This is a genomic window from Candidatus Midichloria mitochondrii IricVA (assembly GCF_000219355.1).
Lineage (GTDB): Bacteria > Pseudomonadota > Alphaproteobacteria > Rickettsiales > Midichloriaceae > Midichloria > Midichloria mitochondrii.
In genome coordinates this window covers 62,692-79,391 of sequence record NC_015722.1, presented here as the reverse complement: position 1 = coordinate 79,391, position 16,700 = coordinate 62,692, and the positions used below count along the sequence as shown (strand labels likewise).

General features: G+C 36.6%; 19 protein-coding genes, 2 tRNA genes and 1 pseudogene. 5 read left to right on the top strand and 17 right to left on the bottom strand.

The window, feature by feature from the left end; genetic code table 11:
• Nucleotides 1–6: 6 nt before the first annotated feature.
• Nucleotides 7–83, bottom strand: a tRNA-His gene (locus MIDI_RS00520).
• A 78-nt stretch (nucleotides 84–161) separates the two neighbouring features.
• Here MIDI_RS00520 and MIDI_RS00515 point away from each other — a divergent pair.
• Entirely contained in the window at nucleotides 162–446 is a 285-nt protein-coding gene (locus MIDI_RS00515; protein ID WP_041185309.1) for a hypothetical protein, read from the top strand.
• A gap of 485 nt (nucleotides 447–931) precedes the next feature.
• Complete coding sequence (locus MIDI_RS00510; protein ID WP_041185596.1) at nucleotides 932–2,494, top strand: lysine--tRNA ligase; 1,563 nt, start codon at nucleotides 932–934, stop codon at nucleotides 2,492–2,494.
• 158 nt (nucleotides 2,495–2,652) lie between these two features.
• On the opposite strand, the gene MIDI_RS00505 is transcribed toward MIDI_RS00510, so the two are convergent.
• From MIDI_RS00505 to ndk, 5 genes are all read right to left on the bottom strand, one after another.
• Complete coding sequence (locus tag MIDI_RS00505; RefSeq protein WP_013950640.1) at nucleotides 2,653–3,213, bottom strand: hypothetical protein; 561 nt, start codon at nucleotides 3,211–3,213, stop codon at nucleotides 2,653–2,655.
• Nucleotides 3,214–3,357: 144 nt separating this feature from the next.
• On the bottom strand, nucleotides 3,358–3,936 hold the full coding sequence (locus MIDI_RS00500; RefSeq protein WP_013950639.1) for a hypothetical protein: 579 nt from the start codon (nucleotides 3,934–3,936) through the stop codon (nucleotides 3,358–3,360).
• Between the two features lie 87 nt (nucleotides 3,937–4,023).
• Entirely contained in the window at nucleotides 4,024–4,593 is a 570-nt protein-coding gene (gene tsaB, locus MIDI_RS00495) for a tRNA (adenosine(37)-N6)-threonylcarbamoyltransferase complex dimerization subunit type 1 TsaB (RefSeq protein ID WP_013950638.1), read from the bottom strand.
• A complete protein-coding gene (eno, locus tag MIDI_RS00490) occupies nucleotides 4,587–5,831 on the bottom strand; it encodes a phosphopyruvate hydratase (protein ID WP_320408584.1) in 1,245 nt (414 codons plus the stop codon). The genes tsaB and eno overlap by 7 nt, the downstream gene beginning before the upstream one ends.
• A gap of 4 nt (nucleotides 5,832–5,835) precedes the next feature.
• Entirely contained in the window at nucleotides 5,836–6,270 is a 435-nt protein-coding gene (gene ndk, locus MIDI_RS00485; RefSeq protein ID WP_013950636.1) for a nucleoside-diphosphate kinase, read from the bottom strand.
• 332 nt (nucleotides 6,271–6,602) lie between these two features.
• Between ndk and MIDI_RS07700 the strand changes: the two genes are divergently transcribed.
• The 3 genes from MIDI_RS07700 (at nucleotide 6,603) to MIDI_RS08330 (ending at nucleotide 7,416) form a co-directional block, all read left to right on the top strand.
• The gene (locus MIDI_RS07700) at nucleotides 6,603–6,815 is read left to right on the top strand and encodes a hypothetical protein (RefSeq protein WP_148234078.1); all 213 of its coding nucleotides are present in this window, start codon (nucleotides 6,603–6,605) and stop codon (nucleotides 6,813–6,815) included.
• Between the two features lie 45 nt (nucleotides 6,816–6,860).
• On the top strand, nucleotides 6,861–7,139 hold the full coding sequence (locus MIDI_RS10560; protein ID WP_237697386.1) for a transposase: 279 nt from the start codon (nucleotides 6,861–6,863) through the stop codon (nucleotides 7,137–7,139).
• A 97-nt stretch (nucleotides 7,140–7,236) separates the two neighbouring features.
• Complete coding sequence (locus MIDI_RS08330; protein ID WP_160162164.1) at nucleotides 7,237–7,416, top strand: hypothetical protein; 180 nt, start codon at nucleotides 7,237–7,239, stop codon at nucleotides 7,414–7,416.
• A 1-nt stretch (nucleotide 7,417) separates the two neighbouring features.
• On the opposite strand, the gene cydB is transcribed toward MIDI_RS08330, so the two are convergent.
• The 11 genes and pseudogenes from cydB to MIDI_RS10060 all read right to left on the bottom strand — a co-directional run.
• Nucleotides 7,418–8,425, bottom strand: coding sequence for a cytochrome d ubiquinol oxidase subunit II (gene cydB / locus MIDI_RS00480; RefSeq protein WP_013950634.1), 1,008 nt, complete (start codon nucleotides 8,423–8,425; stop codon nucleotides 7,418–7,420).
• Nucleotide 8,426: 1 nt separating this feature from the next.
• Nucleotides 8,427–9,758 (bottom strand): cytochrome ubiquinol oxidase subunit I, encoded by a 1,332-nt coding sequence (locus MIDI_RS00475; RefSeq protein ID WP_013950633.1) that lies wholly within the window; start codon nucleotides 9,756–9,758, stop codon nucleotides 8,427–8,429.
• 40 nt (nucleotides 9,759–9,798) lie between these two features.
• Nucleotides 9,799–11,133, bottom strand: a complete 1,335-nt coding sequence (gene miaB, locus MIDI_RS00470) for a tRNA (N6-isopentenyl adenosine(37)-C2)-methylthiotransferase MiaB (RefSeq protein ID WP_013950632.1) — start codon at nucleotides 11,131–11,133, stop codon at nucleotides 9,799–9,801.
• A 14-nt stretch (nucleotides 11,134–11,147) separates the two neighbouring features.
• Nucleotides 11,148–11,224: transfer RNA gene (locus MIDI_RS00465), tRNA-Met, on the bottom strand.
• 345 nt (nucleotides 11,225–11,569) lie between these two features.
• On the bottom strand, nucleotides 11,570–12,124 hold the full coding sequence (locus MIDI_RS09185; protein WP_041185307.1) for a DUF7146 domain-containing protein: 555 nt from the start codon (nucleotides 12,122–12,124) through the stop codon (nucleotides 11,570–11,572).
• 291 nt (nucleotides 12,125–12,415) lie between these two features.
• Entirely contained in the window at nucleotides 12,416–12,544 is a 129-nt protein-coding gene (locus tag MIDI_RS09595; RefSeq protein WP_272940969.1) for a hypothetical protein, read from the bottom strand.
• Between the two features lie 113 nt (nucleotides 12,545–12,657).
• Nucleotides 12,658–12,864 (bottom strand): hypothetical protein, encoded by a 207-nt coding sequence (locus tag MIDI_RS09180; RefSeq protein ID WP_052567647.1) that lies wholly within the window; start codon nucleotides 12,862–12,864, stop codon nucleotides 12,658–12,660.
• 288 nt (nucleotides 12,865–13,152) lie between these two features.
• Nucleotides 13,153–13,329: an AAA family ATPase gene (locus MIDI_RS10015; protein WP_338140305.1), complete on the bottom strand. Its 177-nt coding sequence runs from the start codon at nucleotides 13,327–13,329 to the stop codon at nucleotides 13,153–13,155.
• A gap of 64 nt (nucleotides 13,330–13,393) precedes the next feature.
• Nucleotides 13,394–13,711, bottom strand: a complete 318-nt coding sequence (locus MIDI_RS09170) for a hypothetical protein (RefSeq protein WP_052567645.1) — start codon at nucleotides 13,709–13,711, stop codon at nucleotides 13,394–13,396.
• Between the two features lie 811 nt (nucleotides 13,712–14,522).
• Nucleotides 14,523–16,088 (bottom strand): sodium:solute symporter family protein, encoded by a 1,566-nt coding sequence (locus MIDI_RS00445; RefSeq protein WP_013950630.1) that lies wholly within the window; start codon nucleotides 16,086–16,088, stop codon nucleotides 14,523–14,525.
• A 106-nt stretch (nucleotides 16,089–16,194) separates the two neighbouring features.
• A pseudogene (locus tag MIDI_RS10060) lies at nucleotides 16,195–16,466 on the bottom strand (MobA/MobL family protein); the annotation flags it as partial.
• Nucleotides 16,467–16,700 lie beyond the last annotated feature (234 nt).

Genomic DNA, 16,700 nt, shown 5'->3' with positions numbered 1-16,700 from the left:
TTAAGATGGGGCGAGCAACGGAACTCGAATCCGCGACCTCAAGTGCCACAAACTTGCGCTCTAACCATCTGAGCTATACCCGCCATAAAGTCAATTAAAGCCTTTGAAGCTTTATAAGGACGAGAAATTTATAGCTAAATTATATATAAAAAGCAAACTTTTTGTTTGGTATTATATTAGCCAAAATAAAATTCAATTACACTAATTCTGCCCATAAAACCTCGTATTACAACAACTCCCTAATCTTTATCGTTAATAAATATTTTCTTGCATTTTTGTTGACTAAGTATTTCAAAGGAGGATTCATGAGTATCAGACTAGCGGGCTTTTTCCCACAACTTTTTAATACCAGCAGCGAAACACAAGATAATATTTTGTTAGCTTCTAAAACTGCATTAAAACTAAATTTAGCAGAGCTACAGGCATTGCCTAATATTTATAGATAGGAGTTTCAAATCCAGCAAATGCCTATGGAAGAAGAGAGTAAGAGTAGCGCAAAGCATCCTCAGGAATTTGCTGTAGCGCTTCGTTCTTCGATTAAAACTAGCTAGATAATGCCTTAATTAAAGAATTCTTTGATTCTACCACAATGAGGTTTCAGCCTTTGTTTCGTGATGGTGCGTGGAGATTTTATAGTATTCATAAACGCTGTAATCATCTGTACATGCTCAATTTATAACGTTCTTCAAAGCCTAAATGACAGGTTCAGGTAGGTTGCCCTACTCCTGTCACCGAATCTGCTCTTCTGAAGGCTTTCTATCACGCATAATTTCTTCCCTTGATAATACACAAATGATATGGCGACGTAGCGTAGAGTAGAAATAATTCACGTTAGTGTCAAGCTTTTTAAAGCCTAATAAATAAAATTTTTATAGCGAAAGCAAACTTTTTGATTATAATGCCATTGACTAAAATTTTTGGCTGTTTTTCTATGGATAGAATAGAGAGTTTACTACAAGTACGCGCATGGCCCCTTATTGAAGCGGAAAAAATACTAAAGAAACTCAACAACAAGATACCATCCAAAGGATATGTACTTTTTGAAACAGGTTATGGTCCTTCTGGCTTACCTCACATAGGCACTTTTGGAGAAGTGGTGAGAACTACCATGGTAAGAAAAGCCTTTGAAATGATGTCCGACATTCCAACAAGGTTATTTTGTTTTTCTGATGATATGGATGGCATGAGAAAAATTCCCGATACTATACCAAACAAAGAAGAATACAAAAAATACATGGACTTACCGTTAACCAGTATTCCGGATCCTTTTGGTACCCATGAAAGCTTTGGGCATAATATGAATGCGAGACTTAGAAGATTTTTGGATAGTTTTGGTTTCGAGTATGAATTTCAAAGTGCTACAGAATACTATAAAAAAGGATTGTTTAATGATGCGCTCGTGCATGCATTGCGGCACTACGACGAAATAATGGCTATAATGTTACCAACTCTTGGACCCGAAAGACAAGCCACCTACAGTCCGTTTCTGCCTATCTGCCAAAAGACTGGTAAAGTCTTGCAGGTACCTGTGATCTCAAGAGATGAAGAAAATGGCACTATAACCTATAAAGATTTGGAAGGCGAAATTTGCACTACTTCTGTTAAGGATGGATATTGCAAAATGCAGTGGAAACCGGACTTCGGAATGAGATGGTATGCTTTAGATGTGGATTTTGAAATGTACGGTAAAGACCATTTAGTAAACGGTCCTATATATACTAAGATATGTAAGGTTTTAGGCGGACCAGGTCCTCATCAAATGTTCTATGAATTGTTTTTAGATGAAAAGGGGGAGAAAATCTCTAAATCAAAAGGCAACGGGTTGACCATTGATGAGTGGCTTAAATATGCTCCGCAAGAAAGTCTAGCGTTATTTATGTATGTAAGCCTCCAAAAAGCAAAGAAGCTCTACTTTGATGTTATACCTAAAAATGTGGATGAATATATTATGCATTTAAATGCTTACCATAAAGAGGAAAATGAATTAAAGAGGTTAGCAAGCCCTATACACCATATACATCACGGCAAAATCCCATCTGCTGCTGTTAATATAAGTTATTCCTTACTGTTAAATCTAGTGAACGCTTGCAATACAGATAACGAAGAAGTTGTTTGGCGTTATGTAAGCAAATTTTGCCATAACGCTAAGAAGGGAGAAAATAGTTTGCTGGACAGCATGATCCGCGGTGCTATAAATTATTATAAAGATTTTGTAAAACCACATTTAAATTTTAAGACTCCTAATGATAAAGAAAGAGCAGCAATTTTAGAACTGTCTAGTGCTATTAAAGATATGCACGGCGAACCTGCTGAAAAATTGCAAAATAAGGTTTATGATATAGGAATGAAAAATAACTTTGACCTAAAAGAGTGGTTTAAAGCTCTTTATGGAGTTTTGCTCGGCTCTTCCCAGGGCCCACGTTTTGGTTCTTTTATAGAGCTTTACGGTATAGATGAAACTATAAGAATGATTGATGGCAGATTGAAAGTATAGAGGGGACATTGCGCGCCGAGCCACCTTTGGCCTAAAGTACTGTTGCAAAATTTGTCATGGCAAGCCCTGGGGCAACTGAGGGCGACGAAGAGGCGAGCCTGCCCCCTTTCCAGGACGCGACCTCTCCATAGCGCCTTGCAGTCGCCTTAAACTTCTTCCTAAGCCGGATAAAATTCTTCCTCAAGATAATGCCCAAATGACTGCATATATTTTCTTGTGGTTGAGCTTTCATTCTCTGGTTCTGAAGGCCGGCTAATACTCTCAGCAGCACTTGAATCGTTATTGTAAACAAAACTGGCTGTAGCCCTCAAAGTCGGCTCCTCAAGTACAGGCTTAGATGCCTGAAGTTTATCATAGCTCGGTATTAATTGTTCCACGTTAATATCTTCCTTCTTTAAATCTACAAAAATTTGATCCTTAGAACTTGGATCTTCTGATTTAAACCAATTTACTAAAAAGGAACCGAGAGACAGCAAAGTAAGCCCAGCTAAAGTTGTGGCAGATACTGTATAAATTAGAACCTTCCACCCTTCCGAAATAGATGCAGCTTCGGATAAGAACTCCTCAGGTTTTCTCGCTATATATATAAAAGCCGCAAATGATGCGAGCGTCAAAACTAAGGGCGTAGGGAGCCCAACATCTTTCACAGTTTCACAGAAACCGTTTTCAGTAGCAGGTACTACCTCTTCTGCTGAATAATTTTTTTCATGCTTTATCATATTACTACCCCTTAAAAGTTGACCATATTGGTATCTAGCAGAATAATATTTGAAATTCAACTAAGAAATGTACATAATGAGTCGAAAAATAATGACTCTTGTTTAGAATATCAAAGCAGCCTCGAACAAGTAAGTATCTTAAACTTATTCTGTATCTGGAATTGGATGCTCATTAGCAATAGGTCGTTCTTCGGTGTGAGCTTCTTCATTAGAGGCTACTCCGCCATCATGGTAAACAAAGCTGTTGTTTGTATTTAATGGCTTAACCTGTGCTTCAATAGCATGCTCACACTTTCTGTGCTCATTATAATTATCTTCAGCTGAGTTTTCTTTGCTGCTCTGTGCGTCTTTAAGTCCTACAGTGAGGTGAGTATTAAGGCCTATAGGTGTAGACGAACTCTTCAGAAAATCTACCGAAAAATCACGAATTGCTCTACTGCATGCTATTACAGCAAATATTTTTAAGGGTTGTTCTATAAGTTTCCAAGGCTGCTCTGTAATTATATCCCCAATTCTAGCAGCGCCGATTGTAGTACCAACAAAGTGCGCTATGGCGCTAGGAAAGCAAACTGCAGCAACAAGTGCAGCTGTTGTTAGCCCTAAAATATCAGCTAACACAGGAACTCCTGGCGCATCATTGCAGTATATCGTTATTTCTCTTTGATCTATATATTTATCTAGATAAAAAGCTTTTCTATCTGTGGTTTTTCTCTCAGATCTCATGTAAGCAACCTATTTTTTCTACTCTACTTGTATTGTACCCTGGTTGGAAATTTATGCAACCATGAACAGCAAAAATTATCATAATAATTACTTGTATAGTGCGATAGGCAATCGAATGTCACGATTCTTAAATTTTGCTGAACCGATATCGGCTACTACTGCAGTATCTATAATTGTTTTTTGTCTATAATCTCCATAAATAGCTTCGTTTAATCGGCTAATCTCTTCACCTTCCAAGAGTTTTGTTTCACTTAAGGCACTTAAGGAGCGGTTAAATAATTGACAGTAATATCTACCCCTTCCGGCCGCAACTGTGATATAAAATTTATCTTCTAAGATAGTTTTTATGAGTTGATGAACAAGCACCTCCGTGGTGGTCACTCCAATGCATGGTATGTTTAAAACCGAAGAGATCGCATAAATAGATGCAAGCCCAGCTCTTATGCCAGTGAAGCTACCAGGCCCATTGGTCACCGCTACCAATTCAAGATCTATATAAGAGATTCCGGCTTTAGATAAGGCTTCTTCTATAGTTGATACTAAAAGTTCAGCTTGCTTGTTTTCTTGAGTTTCAACGATATGTACTAATAAATGCTTATCTCTTTTTATTGCAATAGAAAAAGGCCCACAACAAGTATCGACTGCTAAAATTAGCATAATGACTCTGAGACGCGCAGTAGCTCATTATATTTGCAAACACGATCAGTCCTGCAAATAGATCCAGCTTTGATATATTTGCTACCAATTCCAACCGCCAAATGAGCAATTGTGGTATCTTCCGTCTCTCCTGAACGGTGCGACACAATAGTTTCATAGCCGTTTTGGTAGGCCAAATCAACAGCTTGTAATGTTTCTGTTAATGTTCCAACTTGATTCATCTTTACTAAAAGCGCATTAGCTAAGCCCTTTTTGATCCCCTGTTCTAAAATAGATTTATTAGTAACGAAGATATCATCGCCAACTAGCTGAACTTTATTGCCAATTAAATCTGTAACGATTTTCCATCCTTCTAAATCATTCTCAGCCATTGGATCTTCTATCGAACAAATTTGGTAAGTATCGATTAATTTTTTGTGATATAGTGCAAATTCTGCTGAGTTTAACTTGGTTTTTTCTCCTTTTAAATGATAAAAGCTACCTTTAAATAATTCAGTTGCTGCAATATCTAGAGCTATTTCAACATTTTCTCCTAGTGTCAAACCAGATTTTAATATTGATTCAGACAGTATATCAAGCACTAGCTCAGTAGAACGAAGATTAGGAGCAAAGCCCCCTTCGTCTCCTACGTTAGTACTATGACCCATTTTTTTTAGAGTGGATTTTAAATTGTGAAAAACAGCTGCAGCTATTTCAAGAGAGCTAGAAATATTATCTGCTTTCGGCACAATCATAAATTCTTGGATATCTATTGGATTATCAGCGTGTGCTCCACCGTTAATGAGGTTAAGCATTGGGGTTGGCATTCTAACTGGATATCTTTTTTGGCTAATGAGTTGAAACAAATTAATATTCATTTGACTAGCTGCAGCCTTTGCAAATGCTATCGAAACTGCAAGTATAGCGTTTGCTCCTAACAATTCCTTAGTTTCGGTACCATCAAGATCAATTAACGCAGCATCAAATACCTTCTGCTCAGCAAAATTTTTATTGAGGATACGAGCAGCGATAACAGTATTAACATTTTTAACCGCGCCAAGCACTCCTTTTCCCGCATAAATATTTTTATTGTCATCTCGCAGCTCAATGGCCTCCCTAGAACCAACCGAAGCGCCGCTTGGAACAGCAGCGCGACCGAAAGCGCCAGAGGAAAGGGCTAAATCAACTTCAACAGTTGGGTTGCCACGACTATCTAAAATTTGTCTTGCTTTTACTCTTTGGACAGTAAACATAATCAGCGGACTAGTCACCAAAAAAGAATTTTATTTCATTGGTAGCATTTTCTAATGAATCCGAGCCATGCACTGCATTTGCTTCGATACTTTGGCCAAAGTCTTTTCTAATAGTTCCAGGAGCAGCTGCTTTTGGGTCTGTAGCTCCCATAATTTCTCTATTTCGCATTACTGCATTTTCACCTTCTAGGACTTGAACTATCACCTCACCAGAAGTCATGTATGCAACGAGAGCATTGAAGAAAGGTCGCTCTTTATGTACAGCATAAAAGTTTTCCGCCTCCTCCTTGGTTAAGTGCAATTTTTTTTGTTTTACTATTCTTAATTCAGACTTTTCAAATCTTTCATTAATTTGAGATTCGAAACCTTGTTTAACTGCATCTGGTTTTATAATAGAGAGCGTCTGTTCCACGTTCTTCCTTTGAAAAATTAAATACTGCAGCATTTATATACTCACAATGTCTGATTTTCAAGATCTGATTACCCGCGGAATTAGTGCGACCTATAGTTGTGGATTGAGTTATTGTATTTTGTTGTGTTTACGGGGATTTTTTAAATTGTTGGTCGGCACGCAACTCCCGGTTGTAACTCGGTAGTAGAAAGGTATCATATAGATTTACTAATGCTTACGTCTTTTGCTATAATAGGCTATAAAGTATATTGAGTTATATCAAGTGAAATACCCAGTTATTCTAATTACCTTTAAGGATATTTATTCTGAAAATAAATAAGGAAAGTGGTTTCCCTAGTAGAAATATTTTGTTTGATTGATGATTTTTGCAAGCGACAACTCACGTACCAAAGATCCTTAAGAAACTCGCAGAGACAAAGGGAACGAGAGTCTGGGATGATGCTTTCCGAAGTTATAACGATCCTCGTTTTGTTTCATTTGAGGGCATTACCGGATTCAAAGATTTTTACCTAAACTGTTTTCAAATCTCTCTCAGAGAGGAATTGCCGAAGCTTATCAGCTACAAATCGCCTTGTTGAGCTGGATGCGAGAGACGCGGTCATCCCGTTGGTCATTCTGCTGAATTGCTGCAAAGGGAAACAAACAGGTACGTTGACTCAACAAAAAGCTGGAAAAGGTTTGTCATAACTTACGTATTAGCCGTAATAAGGTCCTTAAAGGCGTCGCTCAGCGTGGGAAAACGTCGACCCGGATGGTTCTTTGGCCTCAATGATCAAGGAGAGATTATGTCATTCACACTGACTTCGGGTAATACAGATGATCGAGCCGTTGTCGAAAAAACTGACTCAATATTTGACAGGCCTTCTATTCGGAGATCGGTGGTATATAAGCAAAAACACTGAGCAATCAAGGTATTGAGCTCATCACACGGCTTAAGAAAAACATGAAAAACAAAACCCGCTTGCGGCTTTTAAACAACTGCTTCTTGCAGGGCGTGGATTGATTGAAACAGCCATCGGAGAATTGAAAGAGATTTGCCAAATCCAGCGCCACGGCATCACTCGCCAAACAATTTCTTGGCAGGCCTCTTCTCAGGGCTCTTGGCTTATGTCTTCAACCCAATATATCTCATGGAAAAATAGGCTCACGGGCCTACTCCTTAACGTCAAACTGAGGTAAATTAGTAATACTCTAGTTTATCAGCCTTCCCTGAAAACACCTTGTAAGAAAATACGGTGTAGCCGATAATTAAGGGCAGAACAATAAGGGCACCTATTAATATGATAAGTAATGATTCAGAAGCGCTGGCAGCTTCAAATATGGTCATCTTTTCCGGTACAATATAAGGATAGAAGCTATACGCTAACCCTATAAACCCCAAGAAAAATAATACTGCACCACTAGCAAAAGGTATCCAAGAAAATCTCTCTCCTCTTACTGACAATTTATTTAAGATTATGATAATGCAGATAATGATTACTCCGGTAAACATTGGTATTGGCATCAAGAGAAGAAAATTTGGTAAAGAAAACCATTTATTAAAGATGCGTTCGCTAAGTAAAGGGGTAGCGATTGAAACCATACTCATACCCGCAACAGTAAACCATACGCTAAAGCGAGCCCAGGATACTGCTTTTTTCTGTAATTTATCTGAGGTTTTCATTATTAACCAGCTTGATCCAATAAATAAATAACCAGCTGCAAGACACACGGCTACTAGCAAATTAAACAGTAAATAGCGTATATCGTTTTGAAATCCGGTAATGTAAGAACCTAACATGTACCCTTGTGCCAGCGAAGTTAAAGTTGAACCTATAATAAAACAGTTGTCCCATCTATTTTTATGATTAGCTTGAGCCTTGGCTCTGAAGTCAAATGATACGCCGCGCAAAGCTATACCTATTGACATTATAATTGCTGGCAAATATAACGCGGTTAGTATTGCTCCATGAGCCATTGGAAAGGCAACGAGAAGTATACCTACACCAAATACTAACCACGTTTCATTAGCATCCCAAAATGGCCCAATAGATGCCATCATAATATCGCGTTCCTGAGGAGTTGCATATTTCATTGCTATCCCAACTCCAAGGTCATAGCCATCCAGGATAACATAAACAAAAATTGCTAATCCCATCAAGAAGGTGAAAATTATTGGTAGTATTTCACTATTAGAAAAAAATTCCATCTCACACCTCCTCTTTTTTAGGCAGTCCTACACCAGCATATATTGACTTTCTCGCCAAATAAAAAATTAAAAGAATAAAGAATATTACTAAAGAGCTATAAGTAACGATATAAAGGGCAAGCGACGAAGCTATCATGCCTCCAGATACAGTTCTTGCGGCTGCGTCTTTGGTAAGAAGTATGTTATAAACAACCCAAGGCTGACGCCCAATTTCTGCAGTATACCAACCAGCAAGTATTGCAATCCATCCACTAAAAGTCATATAGGTAAGCGCCTTTAACTTGAGGGTTGATAAATAATTATTTTTAAGCAAGCAGAAGCTAATAGTCCAGGCTACCAACAACATTAGCACCCCGATGCCTATCATAATTCTAAACGTAAAAAACACAGAAGCAACAGGAGGGTGGTAAGGAAAACTTTTCAGGCCTCTAACCTCGCCATCGAGTTTATGAGTCAAGAGTATGCTAGAAAGATGCGGGATAGTGATTTCAAAATCATTTCTTTTCTTCTCTTCATTAGGTATAGCGAACACCCTGAAATCAGCTCCTTTTTCATCTTCCCATATAGCTTCTATAGCAGCTATTTTAGCGGGCTGATGCTCGAAAGAACTTAAGCCGTGCATGTCTCCGATCACAATTTGTAATGGGATTAAAACAGCTGCGGTATATATTGAAGCCTTTAGAGTATAGAAATGAAAGGTGTTAGTTGATCCATCTCTTAGGCTACAATATGCAGAAATTCCAGCTATTAAAAAGGCTACTGTTAAAAAAGAGGCAAGTATCATGTGAAGAAACTTATAAGGCATTGAGGGATTAAATATAATTTCAAGCCAATTTGCTGGGTGTATTTTATTCCCTATTATTACGAATCCACTAGGAGTTTGCATCCATGAGTTCAGTGCTATAATCCAAAAAGCTGAAAGCGTTGTTCCTAGCGCAACCAGAAATATAGATAGGGTATGTATTCTATTAGAGACTTTTTTGAAACCATAGAGCATAATTCCAAGAAATGTTGCTTCTAAGAAGAAAGCAGTTAAAACTTCATAAGCTAAGAGAGGTCCAGCTACATTGCCAACTTTCTCCATAAAACCTGGCCAGTTTGTGCCAAATTGTAAGGACATTGTAATACCGCTTACTACCCCTAACGCAAAACACAGGGCAAATATTTTGACCCAAAGCTTGTATGCGTTGAACCACGCTTCATCTCCAGTTTTTGTGTACTTTATCTTAAAAAATAACAAAAACCAGCCCAACCCTATGCTAAGGGAGGGAAAAAGAATATGAAAAGAAATATTTGCTGCAAATTGTACGCGAGCAAGGGTTAGCGCATCCATATTGGTAATTTTATTTTATGTCAAATCTATTATAGATAAATTATATTACCCCAGCAAGGCTATTTTGAAAGCCTGCAGTGATTGAGACATTCACCACCTGTCCTTCTTTTTCTTTCGGTGCAACTATAAAAACAGACTGCATATAAGGAGATTTACCAATGAGTTGGCCTTCTTTTTTTCCATCCTTCTGTAGTAAAACAGGCAGGACCTTGCCAACCATCGATTGATTAAACGCTAGTTGTTGCTGGGCGAGCAGTTCTTGTAAAATATATAAGCGCTCAGATTTAATATCCTCTGGCACTTGATTTTCTAAAACTGAAGCAGGAGTGCCAGGCCTTGGACTATATTTGAATGTATAGCATTGAGCATAGCCAATTCTTTTTACTAGATCTAAAGTATCTTGAAAATCTTGATCTGTTTCTCCTGGATATCCAACTATAAAATCTGAAGAAAATGCCATGTCAGGCTTATATTCTCTAAATTTATCTATAATTTTAAAATAAAAATCTCCAGTATGCTGTCTATTCATGGCCTTTAATATCTTATCAGAACCAGACTGTACCGGTAAGTGTAAGAAGGGCATAAGCTTAGGTTCATCCTTATGCACTGCAAATAAATCAGAATCAAGCATGTCTTTGGGATGAGATGTTGTATAGCGGATGCGTTGTAGATCTTTAATTTTAGCCAAATGCTTAATTAATTTCCCCAAGTTCCACTGTTCTCCTTCAATATCTGCATGATAAGCGCTGACGTTTTGCCCAAGTAAATTAATTTCTTTTGCTCCTAGGCTCACTAATTTTGAAGCTTCTCTATGTATTACTGGTACCGCTCTTGAGTATTCACTGCCCCGTGTATAAGGAACAACGCAGAAGTGACAAAATTTATCACAGCCTTCTTGGACAGACAAAAAAGCAGAAGGACCTTTTAGTTCATCATGCTCTGGCAGCAAATCAAACTTATCATTTTCTTTAAATTCAAGGTCAATCGCCCACTTTTTTTCTCTTCGAACCTGTTCTAATAAAACGGGTAAATTTTGATATGATTGAGGTCCTACTACGATATCAACATAAGGGGCACGTCTAAAAACCTCCTCTCCTTCAGCTTGAGCTGTACAGCCAGCTACAACAATTATCATTTCTTGGCCGTTTTTGTTTCTTATTGTCTTCTTTTTTTTCACTTTATCCAATTCAGAATAAACTTTTTCGGCCGCTTTTTCTCTAATATGACAAGTATTAAAAATGATCATATCTAGATCTTCTGAATAAGTATCTGCAACTACTTCAAATCCATGAGGTTTTAATAGGTCCCCCATGCGAATGGAATCGTAGACATTCATTTGGCAGCCATAAGTTTTAATGGAAAGCTTTTTCTTCATAATTATAAAAAATGTGGTGGGACCTGCAGGACTTGAACCTGCGACAACACCGTTATGAGCGGTGCGTTCTAACCAGCTGAACTAAGGTCCCATGGGGTGTTTGAGTGTATGGCTCCTTATAGCAATAAAAGCTTATGCTGTCCAGTAATAAAAAGCGCTACTTATTAACACTTTTGGTTTGAAGCTATTATAAAAAGTTATATAAAGCGGCTCTGATAATGCTTTTTAGCAGGTAATGTGGAGTGGTCGATTTTATATTGGTAATTATGTACTAGGAGATTCTAGATTTCCCTGTGGCGAACACTGTATAAAAATACCCCCTGAAATAATGTAAAGGACAGGACTGAAATAAGGGCTTTTTAAAATACGGCTGATGATATATTAAGGCTATTACTAGTTGTTGACGCAGTGCGTCGTATTGATAACTCTACAGAAATCATCTTAAGGCGGTCTCTAACCCCTCTGCTATAATCGTTACATTACTAAATGAATTGCTGACTTGTTTATTAATTGCTTCAGTTCTTTGTTTTTTACTAATTTCTACAAAAGAACCACTTATCTTACCAAATGAAGGTTTACTAACCTCGATATCTGTTTTAGAGGCTGTTCCTTTATCCAAGTAAATAGATTGTCCCCCAGTAACATTCCTATCTTTATCTCTCGCAAAAGCAATTAAAGCAGGATAATATTGCTTACTATTGCTATCCCACATCTGATTGGCTCTAATATCCTTACCTAATTTTTCCAACACAGATTCAAGCCTGCGATACTTGTTTAAATACTGTTTCTCTATATCACCATCATTCATCACTAATCTTGATTTTTCATATAACCCTGTAGCTCTCTTAATTTTAGATTCTTCAGTTTCTTGCTGGTCATCTTTTTTCAATTGTTGAGTGAAATGTACCACTTCTTTCTCTTTTCTACTTAAAAACGTTTCTTGCAAATATTTTTCAGCCTCAGAAAAATTGCAACTTTTTTCTCTTTGCACCGTCCATCTTCTCTCCAGCGCAAGCTATAATTATTTGATAAACTCTCCTTCTCATTTGGTCTGCCCCAAAAGAGCTGTGACTATTTCTGTGGCTTTATATGATAATTTCTCCTTTAATTCCCCAAGATCTTCCTCACTATAAATCTTATTCCGATTATTCATAGCTTCCTCTTTTAACTTTATCGTTGTATTATCTACATTGCCAGCTTCTCGGGGAGAGCTCAAGAGCCCTCCTTGAGTTTTGTGGTTTGCAGTCAATTTTGTCTTCTACTACACCTTTAAACCAGACTCCTACTTTATCCATGATACCAGATTTTTGTTGTGAATCTTATCAATTGCATTTAATTCTTCTAATGTCTGAAAACCAATACTTGATAGCCTATTATCTATCCTGCTAAGCTGACATATTAAACTTGCCATGTTTCGGGTACCTTCTTCTATTATAATAGAGTTTTACCTCTTCTATATCTCTTGTCATTGCTACATATGAATTCCTGCTATTACCAACCATATTGTGTAATACATATACATCTTTAATTGAACGCACCTTGGGCTTTGTAGACTGTAGATGCATATCCATGCTTAAAACTTACTTCTTGAGGATTAAATCCTATTTCTTTTCCACTATCTGTTTTAACTGTCAATTTATCATCACTTACTGAAGTTATTGTCGCAAATTCACCATTCTCAACCTGTAAATCCTTACTAGTAGATCTAAACACAATACGATCTCCTGACATATAATCTTCATGTGTTGATACATAACGCCTATATTCTTTGCCGGTTAAAACTCCTCTTGCCTTTAGTATCTCCCTTATTCCTTGATTTAAAATATCTACTTCCTCTTACGTAAGCTAATAATTAAACGCTCATCTATGGGATATTTACTACTACTCCAGTCGTTAATTAACCTATTTATCGACTCTTCTAATTTAATGATCCGCCTTTAAACCATTGTGTTGCTCAAGTAACGCCAAACTACCTACAATATTTTTGTTGGCAAAACATAATGACATCTCTCTTGCCCATTATCTGCCTTGCCTTCTAATATTATTCAATTCATATGAACCAAACCAATTTGCAAATACCCCAAACATTCCTCCTCGCTCAATCGAGGTAAGTTGCCTCTCATCTCCTGAAAGTATCAGATTACAGCTATATTTTCCTGCTACCTTCAATAATTCCAAATAATCACTATCACCCACCACTCTTGCTTCATCTACTACTAGCAGACTACCTTTTGATAATTTTACTTTACCATTGTACAGTTTAAATAGAAATCCCTCTACTGCACTTATATCCTTTACTTTTAAGCTCTGATGCTGCTTTATGGGTAGGAGCAAGACCTATGACATTTTGTCTATAATTGTTGAGAATTTTATAGGCAGCAGCCATTACCAGTTCCTGCTCTTCCCCGTAAGATCCTATCCCTTGGCTATTAACTAAAATATGTTGTAGCGCTTCCCTTTGAGTTCTACTAATATCTGATAATCTATCTATATCATCTTTGATCTTAATGATATTATTAAGTAGATCATTAAAACATATTTGGCTATTTGTCTTATCAGATATCCTAACTAACCTCAATTCTTCATCCCTAATATCTACAGTGGTATAGTATTTAGTACTCTTACCATCTTCATTATATAATTTAATTAATCTATCTGAATTTAGTACCTCCTGGAGTAAATTTTCCTTTGTCTCATTATCTCGAATCTCTTTTAATGCTCGCCCTATATCAGACTTGGTTAAAAATAGCTTGATGATGAATAATTCGGTTTAATACCCCATTTACCCCTTTGATAACCTGAAGATGAGCAAGCTTTAATATTTTATTTTGCTCTGTGATCTCGTTGATGCTATTTTTGCAAAATATCTGTTAATTACTTCCTTAGCTCTTTCATGAATTGTCTGATCTTCCGGCATAATAAGTGCTCTGCCTTTAACTTTTGCATATCACTGACTGACATACAACCACGAAATTGTTTAATGTTCTTGCCGTATATTTGGGCTGTAACCAGCCAAAAAAATGGCATACATAGGAAAGGAATCATATAAAATATGCCAAATTTGTACACCTTTTCTGCTACCCCTAGAATAGATCCAGCTCCTATAAAAGTGGCAAGTATAGTTGAAATAAGAATTATATTAGGAACATAGCCCCTTCCCAATGTACAATCTTGTAATGTTTTTGTTGATTTAAACTTATATAATACAACACATATACATGTAACGAGGTATAAAATGATAATATTATATCAATGTTGTGTACACTATCTATATATTAGTCTCACGCTTTTTATTCTCTGATTCATATACCGTATTTAAGCTTTTCTATGATTCTCCATTTAGGTCATTCACGCACATTATAAACAATTCACGAGTGATGGTTGGTATATCAATGTAGCCTACTTTTTGATAAATCATTTACTAAAGATTCTATTTTTTTATTTCTGTCACTACTTTCTTGATACCATTCTTCAATTTGTTCAGCGCTGTTGGCATATCCAATTTTAGATTGTTCTTTTTCCTCTATAGCAGCTTGTGCTTTATGTTTGGCGGCTGGGTCCATACCTTGACCTTTCTGCCAGTGATGCATACCAAATAAACCTACGGCACTACCTATCATGCCACATATTAGGCTGATCGTTGCAAAATCACCTACTATATAGCCACTAACACAAGTAAAGGTTATAGCTAGTACAACTGAAGCTACAAAGGATTTAGAATTTGTCCTAAACTTTAAGAAGCCAGCAGACAGAGGTATTACTATTATAGGCATCCAAAAATTACCTCCTATCCATTCTAGCTCCAATATTCCTATTTCATATATAGACAAAATTATTGCCAGAACAGCCATGGTAAAAGTAGAGCATCTAGCAACAGCCAATGATTGCCTATCATTTAAAGAAATCAATTTTCTAATTATATCATGGGTTATAAGTACACTAGTGGTATTTAACCAAGAATCAGCTGTAGACATTATAACTGCAAGCAAGCCTGCAATCACTAATCCCTTAATTCCAATAATTAAATAATTTGCAATAAAATAAACAAATGCTGTGTTAGGATCGATATCCGGGGCTTTGGCTTTAACTAAAAAACCAATCAAACAAACTGAAATTATAAAAAATATGTTTAATGGAATAACAGCTTTTATGCATTGCATTAGTTGTTTTGAGTTTCTAGTTAAAAGAAATCTTTGTATAAAAGTTCCTTCAGTCTGTGGAATGCAACTAAACAATATTAGGCTTAGAAACAGAGCAATATTGTTTCTATCAATATTGAACTCGAGCATATCCTGAGGTAACTGATCCCACACTCTATGCCAATGCATTATTCCTCCTCCGCTCTCCATGCCATATACAATGAAGCAAGCTGAAGGTATCGCTAACATCAAAACACAAAACTGGAAGACATCAGTATATGCAACGGCACGTATTCCACCAAATGCTGAATAAAGTGCCAATATTAACGTGCTGAGTATTACACTTGACGAAACAGGTATCGAAAAAAAGTAGTGACACAGATATCCTAGAGCTGTGGATTGCATGGTGACTACCATAATAGACATTGGCACTGCAGCAATGTTAGTAACCCATCTCCCCACTTTACCATACAATTTATTCATAATATCACTCACTGAAATACATCCGGTGAATTGATCTATATTTTTGCCATATACCAGAGCTGTTATTGACCAAATAGCAATTGGCATTACTAGTATGGGTACTAAAAAAAATACCCCTAAAGTGTATATTTTCTCTGCTAATCCCATAGTAGAAGCAGAACCTATCTCAGTTGAAAACAAAGTAGTTACAATAACAAGATTAGGAAAATTCCTACCACCCAGTGTATACTCTTTAAGTGTTGTGACTGATTTGTATTTATACAGCCCAACGGCAATACAAACCACAAAGTAAAGAATGATGATAGCTATATCAATAATATGAATGTTATGCATTAGTTTACACACGTTTTTGTTACTCAACCATATAAATTAGTTACAATTAACAAGTTAAAAAAGCAAACTATTTTCAATTTATAAAGATAATAATATCTGAGGACTTAATATCTAATGCCTTACCTCCTAGAGATTCACCATCACTTGCAAATCTTCTAGTAGTAATAAGCAAACGGGCGTGCCAGTTCCTTCCTCCTTTATGCGGTTTATGAATATCTATTTGCACTCCCACACCATTTCCTCTATTATTTCATGAGTAATAGCTATTCTATCTTCCAAATCTAGCTCTTGATCATCAGGCAGCTCTATCACTACATATTTTGACCAATATATTATCTTTATAAATTGAAAATTAGTTTGCTTTTTTAACTTGTTAATTGTAACTAATTTATATGGTTGAGTAACAAAAACGTGTGTAAACTAATGCATAACATTCATATTATTGATATAGCTATCATCATTCTTTACTTTGTGGTTTGTATTGCCGTTGGGCTGTATAAATACAAATCAGTCACAACACTTAAAGAGTATACACTGGGTGGTAGGAATTTTCCTAATCTTGTTATTGTTAACTACTTTGTTTTTCTAACTGAGATAGGTTCTGCTTCTACT

Bases quoted from the DNA above. Each gene is read 5' to 3' on its own strand.
- MIDI_RS00510 (WP_041185596.1), top strand. From the start codon at position 932: ATGGATAGAATAGAGAGTTTACTACAAGTACGCGCATGGCCCCTTATT.
- MIDI_RS00505 (WP_013950640.1), bottom strand. From the start codon at position 3,213: ATGATAAAGCATGAAAAAAATTATTCAGCAGAAGAGGTAGTACCTGCT.
- MIDI_RS00500 (WP_013950639.1), bottom strand. From the start codon at position 3,936: ATGAGATCTGAGAGAAAAACCACAGATAGAAAAGCTTTTTATCTAGAT.
- tsaB (WP_013950638.1), bottom strand. From the start codon at position 4,593: ATGCTAATTTTAGCAGTCGATACTTGTTGTGGGCCTTTTTCTATTGCA.
- ndk (WP_013950636.1), bottom strand. From the start codon at position 6,270: ATGCTGCAGTATTTAATTTTTCAAAGGAAGAACGTGGAACAGACGCTC.
- cydB (WP_013950634.1), bottom strand. From the start codon at position 8,425: ATGGAATTTTTTTCTAATAGTGAAATACTACCAATAATTTTCACCTTC.
- MIDI_RS00475 (WP_013950633.1), bottom strand. From the start codon at position 9,758: ATGGATGCGCTAACCCTTGCTCGCGTACAATTTGCAGCAAATATTTCT.
- miaB (WP_013950632.1), bottom strand. From the start codon at position 11,133: ATGAAGAAAAAGCTTTCCATTAAAACTTATGGCTGCCAAATGAATGTC.
- MIDI_RS09595 (WP_272940969.1), bottom strand. From the start codon at position 12,544: ATGGCAAGTTTAATATGTCAGCTTAGCAGGATAGATAATAGGCTATCA.
- MIDI_RS09180 (WP_052567647.1), bottom strand. From the start codon at position 12,864: ATGTCAGGAGATCGTATTGTGTTTAGATCTACTAGTAAGGATTTACAG.
- MIDI_RS00445 (WP_013950630.1), bottom strand. From the start codon at position 16,088: ATGCATAACATTCATATTATTGATATAGCTATCATCATTCTTTACTTT.